This is a genomic window from Amycolatopsis melonis, assembly GCF_040064235.1.
GTDB lineage: Bacteria > Actinomycetota > Actinomycetes > Mycobacteriales > Pseudonocardiaceae > Amycolatopsis > Amycolatopsis melonis.
In genome coordinates, this window is record NZ_JBDZYD010000006.1 from 462,920 (window position 1) to 470,472 (window position 7,553).

The 7,553-nt window shown below is 73.4% G+C and carries 7 protein-coding genes; 3 read left to right on the forward strand and 4 right to left on the reverse strand.

Features of this window, described 5'->3' with window-relative positions:
* Positions 1 to 17: 17 nt before the first annotated feature.
* The 3 genes from ABJI51_RS19160 to ABJI51_RS19170 all read right to left on the reverse strand — a co-directional run bounded on the left by ABJI51_RS19160 (position 18) and on the right by ABJI51_RS19170 (position 2,595).
* A complete protein-coding gene (locus tag ABJI51_RS19160; RefSeq protein WP_348952394.1) occupies positions 18 to 509 on the reverse strand; it encodes a hypothetical protein in 492 nt (163 codons plus the stop codon).
* Entirely contained in the window at positions 506 to 1,840 is a 1,335-nt protein-coding gene (locus ABJI51_RS19165) for an ATP-binding protein (protein ID WP_431605639.1), read from the reverse strand. Before ABJI51_RS19165 ends, ABJI51_RS19160 begins: the two co-directional genes overlap by 4 nt.
* 65 nt (positions 1,841 to 1,905) lie before the next feature.
* The gene (locus ABJI51_RS19170; RefSeq protein ID WP_348952396.1) at positions 1,906 to 2,595 is read right to left on the reverse strand and encodes a response regulator; all 690 of its coding nucleotides are present in this window, start codon (positions 2,593 to 2,595) and stop codon (positions 1,906 to 1,908) included.
* Between the two features lie 110 nt (positions 2,596 to 2,705).
* On the opposite strand from ABJI51_RS19170, the gene ABJI51_RS19175 reads away from it, so the two are divergent.
* From ABJI51_RS19175 to ABJI51_RS19185, 3 genes are all read left to right on the forward strand, one after another.
* Positions 2,706 to 3,695, forward strand: a complete 990-nt coding sequence (locus ABJI51_RS19175; protein WP_348952397.1) for a phosphatase PAP2 family protein — start codon at positions 2,706 to 2,708, stop codon at positions 3,693 to 3,695.
* Between the two features lie 327 nt (positions 3,696 to 4,022).
* Positions 4,023 to 5,408: a pyridoxal phosphate-dependent decarboxylase family protein gene (locus tag ABJI51_RS19180; RefSeq protein ID WP_348952398.1), complete on the forward strand. Its 1,386-nt coding sequence runs from the start codon at positions 4,023 to 4,025 to the stop codon at positions 5,406 to 5,408.
* A gap of 65 nt (positions 5,409 to 5,473) precedes the next feature.
* Complete coding sequence (locus ABJI51_RS19185; protein ID WP_348952399.1) at positions 5,474 to 6,367, forward strand: alpha/beta fold hydrolase; 894 nt, start codon at positions 5,474 to 5,476, stop codon at positions 6,365 to 6,367.
* On the opposite strand, the gene ABJI51_RS19190 is transcribed toward ABJI51_RS19185, so the two are convergent.
* Positions 6,293 to 7,291, reverse strand: coding sequence for a pirin family protein (locus tag ABJI51_RS19190; RefSeq protein WP_348952400.1), 999 nt, complete (start codon positions 7,289 to 7,291; stop codon positions 6,293 to 6,295). The two genes, ABJI51_RS19185 and ABJI51_RS19190, sit on opposite strands and share 75 nt — an antisense overlap.
* Positions 7,292 to 7,553: the final 262 nt, after the last annotated feature.

A 7,553-nucleotide genomic window follows, 5' to 3' on the forward strand; every position in this document is an offset into this window, starting at 1 on the left:
ACAGTGGACCTCTCGGCTCAGAATGCCTGGCAGGCCTGGGAGGGCAGCTGGCCGTCGGTCCCGCTGATCGTGACGGTGCCGTCGATTGCGTAGGTGTTCTGGACGGCCATCGCCGCGAACGCCGTGCAGACCACCTGGCTGACCGCGACCTGCGTCAGCTGCGTCACCGGGAACGGGAACGAGATCACCGCCGAGGGCGTCCCGGGGCTCAGGGCGATCGGGCCGCGTTCCCGGGGCAGCATCGTCGTGTAGCCGCTGGCCCGTTCGTCGTCCGAGGGACCGTTCAGCAGCAGCGACAATGCGGTGTTGACGTCGGTCGTGCCGCCGGACGGGCGGGTCACCGGTGACAGCCGCCCGTCGATGACGAAGTAGAGGATGACGTCCGTGCCGCGGCCGTTGCTGCCGGGGTTGCGCAGCGTCGGGGCCTGGCCGGCCGTAACCACGCCGGTCGGCTTGACCCCGCACGCGCTCACCAGCAGCAGCACGGCCACGATGAGGAGCTTCTTCACCACGCCTCCCGGGGCAGGCGCAGCTCGAACCGTGCGCCCGAGCCGGTGTTGGCCGCGACGATGTCACCGCCGTGCAGGCGCGCGTTCTCGCGTGCGATGGACAGCCCGAGCCCGCTGCCTTCGGAGCGGGCGCGGGAGGTGTCGGCCTTGGCGAAGCGGTCGAAAACCCGGGGCAGGACGTCCTCGGGGATGCCGGGCCCGTGGTCGGTGACGGTGAGCACGACGTCCCCGCGCTCCTCACGCAGGACCACCTCGACCGGGGGCGCGCCGTGGCGCAGGGCGTTGCCGACCAGGTTCGCCACGACGATGTCCAGCCGCCGCCGGTCGAGCCGGGCGGTGATCCCGGAGGGCAGGTCGGTGCGGAGGTCGTCGCCGGGTTCCCACCCGCGGGCGGCGAGGCAGTCGGTGACCGCCGCGGCGACGTCGACGTCCTCCCGCCGCAGCTCCGCCCGCCCGGCGTCGAACCGGGAGATCTCGATCAGGTCCTGCACCAGCCGGGTCAGCCGGCGCGTCTCGGCCGACACCAGCCGCGCCGCGACGGCGGTGTCCGGGGGCAGCTGCCCGGCGTCCTCGTCGAGCACGTCGGTGACCGCGTTCATCGCCGCCAGTGGCGTGCGCAGCTCGTGCGAGACGTCGGCGACGAACCGCCGCGCGTCGGCTTCCATCGCGCGCAGCGTGCCGACCGTCCGCTCCAGCTCGGCGGCGGTGTGGTTGAACGTCGTGACCAGCTGGGCCAGCTCGTCGGCACCCCGGACGTCCAGCCGCACGTCCAGCCGGCCCCGGCCGAGCTGGTCGGCCGCGGTGTTCAGCGCCCGCACCGGCCGCAGCACCTGCCGGGCGGCCAGCAGCGCCACCGCCACCGCGATCGGGAGGGCGAGCGCGGAGTACACCCACGCCTGCTGGGCGAGGTCGTCGATCGCGGCCTCCTGCTGGCCCAGCGGCACCGCCGCGTAGACCTCCAGGCCGCTCGGCTTGTGGTCCGACTGCACCGGGATCCCGACGAAGAAGAACGGGAACCCGTGGTTGTCGACCCGCTGGAACTCGATGTTCGTGCCGGCGGCCACGGCCCGGCGCAGCTCGGCGGGCACGTCGTCCGGCGACATGCCCGTCGTGGCGTGCAGGTCGTGGTAGACGACGAGCGCGCCGCTGGACTTGAGTGCCGTCGCCATCGCGTCGAGGGTGCCCTGGGTCGGCGGCAGCGACACGGTCGGCAGGTACGCGACGATCTGGTCGCGCAGCCTCACCATGGTCTGGTCCTGCACGCCCTGGAGGATGGCGTTGCGGGCGGAGACGTACATCCCGCCGGCAGCGGTGATGGCGCCGAGGATCATGATCACCGCGAAGGCGGCGACCAGCCGGAGCTGGAGCCCGGAGAGCCACGCCCGGAGCCGCTGGTTCACGACCGCCCGAACCGGTAGCCGAACCCCCGGACGGTCTGCACGTACTCGGGCTTCGCGGGCACGTCCTCGATCTTCGCGCGCAGCCGCTGCACGCAGGCGTCGACCAGCCGCGAGTCGCCGAGGTAGTCGTGGTCCCACACGGCCGAGAGGATCTGCTGGCGGCTGTACACCTGCCCGGGCGTGCGCGAGAGCTCCAGCAGCAGCTTCAGCTCGGTCGGGGTCAGCGAGACCGGCTCGCCGCGCTTGGTGACCTCGAGCGCGGCCCGGTCGATCACCAGGTCGCCGTGCCGTTCGTGGGCTTCCGGCGGCCCGCCCGGCCGCTCGACGGCCGTCCGGCGCAGCACGGCCCGGATCCGCGCGTCGAGCACACGCGGCTCGACCGGCTTGGCGACGTAGTCGTCGGCGCCCGCTTCGAGCCCGGCCACAACGTCGAAGTCGTCACTGCGCGCGGTGAGCATGATGATCGGGACCGGACCCGAGGCCCGCATCCGGCGGCAGGTCTCGAACCCGTCCATGCCGGGCAGCATCAGGTCGAGCACGACGATGTCCGGACGGTGCTGCACGAGCACCTCGATGCCGAGCTCGCCCGACTCCGCGGTGTGCACCACGTGTCCCTGCCGGCGCAGGGCCAGCTGCAGACCCTCCCGCACCGCCGCGTCGTCTTCCACCACCAGTACCTCGGCCACGGCGCCATTATTCGGAAAAGCGCACGGGGTGGCGACCCGGGCGGATCTTGTAGCAAAACCATGACATCGCGCTGACCGGATCCCGAAATGCCGTCTCCAGGGTCGAAGACATGGCAGTGATCTTCTTCGAGGCACCCCCCGCGGCCCGCGCGGAAGGCCGGCAAGCGCTCGCGACCCGGGCCGCGTCCCGCACGGCGGTGCTGGCCGCGGGCGCGGCCGGGTTCGCCCTCGCCTTCGTCGCGGCCTACCTGTTGTTCGTCCGCACGGAGGCCGGCCGCAGCGTCGAGAACGGCGTCGTGCGCACCGCCCAGACGGCGGGCCACACGGTGAGCTGGGCGGCCCCGCTCCGGCAGGCCGACCTGGTGGTCCTGCTCGGCGGCGTCGCGGTCCTGATCATGCTGATCTCCCTGGCCCGGCGCCGGTTCGCGCTGGGCGTGACGGCCCTGCTCCTGCTGGCCGCCCCGCTGGTGGTGGCGCAGCTGCTCAAGCTGTACGTGCTGGACCGGCCCAGCACCGCCGACGGGCTCGGCGTGGCAGGCCACAACAGCTTCCCGAGCGGCCACGTCAGCGCGGCCATGGCGGTGCTGCTGGCGCTCGCGATCGTGCTGCCCCGCCGGTTCCGCCTGCCGGCCCTGGCGGTGGGCGCGACGGGCGTGGCCTGGGTGTCGGCCGCAGCGGTGGCACTGGGCTGGCACCGGTTGAGCGACACCGTCGGCGGCTGCCTCCTGGTCGCGGCGGTCGCCTGCGCCGGGGCGGCGGTGGTGTCCGCCCGCCGCCCCGACGGTGACCGCGTGCCGCTCCTGCCGGTGTTGTCGGCGTTGCTGGCCCCGTCGGCGCTGGTGCTGACGGGCTTCGCGGTCCTGGGAACGGCAACATCGGGAGCAGCCCAGTTCGTCGCGGCAATGGTCCTGGCAGCGCTGTCGGCGATGGTGGTGGTGCTGCTGTTGACCGGCCCGCTGCGCCGGGTGACGTTCGACCCGGCCGAGGCCCGAGTCCGCCGCCTGCGGCGCCGGGTCGGCTCCTTGCCCGCTTCCGCTGCCGGAGCACAACGTGTCCGGCAGAACGGGCAGGACCCGGATCCCGCCGCGGATCTCCCGTGATTGAGGCCGGATCTCCCGTGATTGGGCGCGGATCTCGTGTGATTGGGCGCGGATCTCGCGTGATTAGGGGCGGATCTCGTGTGATTGGCGGGGCATCTCGCGTGTCTGGCGGGGCATCGCGTGTGACTGGCGGGGTATCTCGCGTGACTGGTGGGGCATCGCGTGTGTGTGTGTGGGGGGGGCATCGCGTGTGACTGGCGGGGTATCTCGCGTGACTGGTGGGCATCGCGTGTGATTGGCGGGGCATCGCGGTCTCCGGTGTGGAGCGGGCCAGTTTTGGGGGATTGGCCCGCGACAGCCTTGCTGTAGGGCGCTTAGCGTCGGGGTATGTACGCGAGGTTGGCCGAAGACCTGGACTCCCTGCCCGATCTGCTCGATGCCGCGAGCAAGCTCGCCGGTGAGGCGCTGGCCGGGCTGTCCGAACGGGCGGCCGCCGTGCCGCCCCGTGGCGCGGTTGCGGCGGCGTTGCCCGTCGAGGGTGCCGGGGCGCGGGGTGCCCTGGAACAGTTCTCGCGGCGGTGGGAGCCCGGGTTTGCCGCCAGTGCCGGGCCCCGGTACCTCGGCTTCGTCACCGGGGGTGCCACGCCGGCCGCGCTGGCGGGGGACTGGGTCACCGCCACCTATGACCAGAATCCCGCCAGCGGCATGGACTCCTGCGCGCAGGACCTCGAACGGGAGACCGTCGGCTGGCTGGCCGAGCTGTTCGGGCTCGGCAGTGGCTTCTCCGGCGCGTTCGTCACCGGGGCCACGATGTCCACGGTCACCGGACTGGCCATCGGCCGCGAGTGGCTCGGCGAACGGGCCGGCGTGAGCGTCTCCGACGACGGCGCCGCCGCGCTCGGGCCCGTCACCGTCCTGTCCGGTTCGCCGCACTCCAGCATCATGAAGGCCCTGTCCTTCCTCGGGATGGGCCGTTCCGCGCTGCGGACGGTGCCGGTGCTGCCGGGCCGCGAAGCCGTCGACGTCGGCAAGCTCGCCGAAGCACTCGACGCGCTCGACGGACCGGCCATCGTCGTCGCGAACGCAGGCACCGTGAACACCGTCGACTTCGACGACCTGCGGGCGATCGCCGCGCTCAAGCAGCGGTACGACTTCTGGCTGCACGTCGACGCCGCGTTCGGCGGGTTCGCCGCGCTGGCCCCGCAGCACGCCGCCCTGACCGCGGGGCTCGAGCTGGCCGACTCGGTCGTCGTCGACCTGCACAAGTGGCTCAACGTGCCCTACGACTCGGCCGTCCAGTTCACCCGGCGGCGCGACCTGCAGCTGCGCGTGTTCAGCAACGACGCGGCCTACCTCGGCGAAATCGGCGACACCCCGGACTTCCTGCACCTCACCCCGGAGAACTCCCGGCGCCTGCGTGCCCTGCCGGCCTGGTTCTCGCTCGTGGCCTACGGCCGCGAAGGCCACCGCGAGATCGTCGAGCGCTGCGTGTCCCTCGCCCGGGACCTCGGTGCGCGGATCGACGGCTCACCGCGCTGGCAGCTGCTGGCGCCGGTGCGGCTCAACGTCGTCTGTTTCACCGTGGCCGGGGAGGCCACCCAGGAACGGATCGACGCCCTGGTCCGCGCCATCGCCGAGGACGGGACGACGTTCCTCACCCCGACCGTGTACGACGGCCGTCCGGCGCTGCGGGCCGCCTTCAGCAACTGGCGGACGACCCCGGTCGACGTCGAGCGGGTGTTCGCCGCACTGGAGCGGGTGAGCACCGGCTGACTTCGGTCCACAGTGGACAGGCCTGTCCTCTTGTCCTTCCCGGCCGGGGATGTCAGGGTCGGGGCATGCCGACCTTCGCCGCGCCGGACGGAACCGGGCTCGCCTGCCGCCTTTCCGGCTCCGGCGCCGGGCCGCCGGTGGTGTGCCTGCCCGGCGGCCCCATGCGGGCCGGTGCCTACCTCGGCGATCTCGGCGGGCTGAGCGCCCGCCGCCGGATCGCCGTGCTCGACCTGCGGGGCACCGGTGGTTCCGAGGCGCCCGCCGACCCGGCCACCTACCGGTGCGACCGGCAGGTCGAGGACGTCGAGGCGCTGCGCAAGCACCTCGGCCTCGAGCGGCTCGACCTGCTCGGGCACTCCGCCGGGGCGAGCCTGGCCGTCCGGTACGCGGCCCGGTACCCGGAGCGCCTGCACCGGCTCGTGCTGGTCACGCCGAGCCCACGGGCCGTCGGCTTCGAGCTGACCGCCGACGAGCGGCGGCAGATCATCGCGCGACGGGCCGATGCGCCCTGGTTCGCCGCCGCGGCCGCCGCCTACGAGTCGGTCGCGGCCCGGAGCGCGACCAGCGCCGACTGGGCCGCCTTGGCGCCGGTCTACTACGGGCGCTGGGACGCCGCCGCCCGACGTCACCATGCCGCCGAAGCCGGTCAGCGCAACGCCGTGGCCGCCCGGATGTACAACTCGGCGGGTGCCTTCGAGCCCGAGGCGACGCGCCGTGCGCTGGGAGACGTCACCGCTCCGGTGCTCGTGCTGGCCGGGGAGCTGGACTGGATCATCAGCCCGGCGGTCGCCGCCGAGTTCGCCGGGCTCTTCCCGGACGGCCGGGTCGTCGTGCTGCCCGGTGCCGCGCACTACCCGTGGCTGGACGACGCGGCCGCGTTCGGGTCAGCCGTGGGCGGTTTCCTGGCCGGGGTTGCGCCGGGGCTTGATGCGGACCGCCGGCAGGGCCGGTGCCGGTAGCCGCGCGCCCGGATACCCTGTGACGCTGCCGAACTGGTCGGATTCCGCTTCCCACGCTTCGCGGAAGGCCGCGATCTCCTCGTGGGTGCGGCCGACGAAGTTCCACCACATGAGGATTTCCTCCTCGAACGGTGTGCCCCCGAGCAGCAGGAACCGGGCGGGCGCCGCGCCGCGGTTGCTCAGCGTCAGGGACCGCACGCCGGTGCCGACGTACCCCAGCTCCGCCGCCCGGACGCGGTCGCCGGCCACGACGACTTCACCGGTGTCGACCAGGACTCCGTGCTCGAAGCGGGGGTCCACGCCGAGGGACATGTGGGCGTCCGGGCTCAGCACGATCTCCGCGCCCAGGAGCGGGGTGAACGTCGGGATCGGGGACGTGCGCCCGGCCAGCGAGCCGAGGAACACGCGGATTTCCGCGCCTTCGATGCGGTTCACCGAGGGCACGTAGTGGTCGAACGCGCGTGCCGCGTGACGGTGCCGTTCGGGCAGCGCCACCCAAAGCTGGACGCCGTGGAGTGTCTTCGTGGCCGCGGTCGAGACCTCCGAATGGCAGATGCCGTGCCCGCCGGTCATCAGGTTGAGTTCGCCGGGGCGGACCATGGCGTGCGTGCCGAGGCTGTCGCGGTGCTCGATCTCGCCCGCGAACAGCCAGCTCACCGTCTGCAGGCCGGTGTGCGGGTGCGGAGCGACGTCCATCGCGCCGGGCCCGGTGACCTCCTCCGGGCCGTAGTGGTCGGCGAAGCACCAGGCACCGATCAGCGAGCGCGACCGCTGGGGGAGGGTCCGGCGGACACGCATGGCGCGGGGACCACCGAGCGGGACGTCGCGCGGGGCGAGGATTTCGACGGCCGGACGCTCGGGATCGGCGGCCGACGGCCGGTCGCCGCAGGCGAGTTCGGCGGGGGCGGCCTCGGTGTTGCTCATGCCCGCCACGGTAGTCGCGGTTCGGGTGGGGTGGGTCGTGGTGGGGCATGGCGGGGTGGGCTCGCATCGGCCGGGCCTTGGGTGCTGGGTTCGCCTTGGGGCCGGGTGGCGTGGTGGCCGGGGGTGGGCTGGGGCTGGGCTGGCGTGGTGGGCGGGCCCGCTGGGGCAATGGCCCGCCTTATCGCCGTGGGGGGCGCGGGGGGGGGGGCGCCGCCCCCCCCCCGGGGGGGGGGGGCGGCGCCACCACCACTGCCGTGTTAAA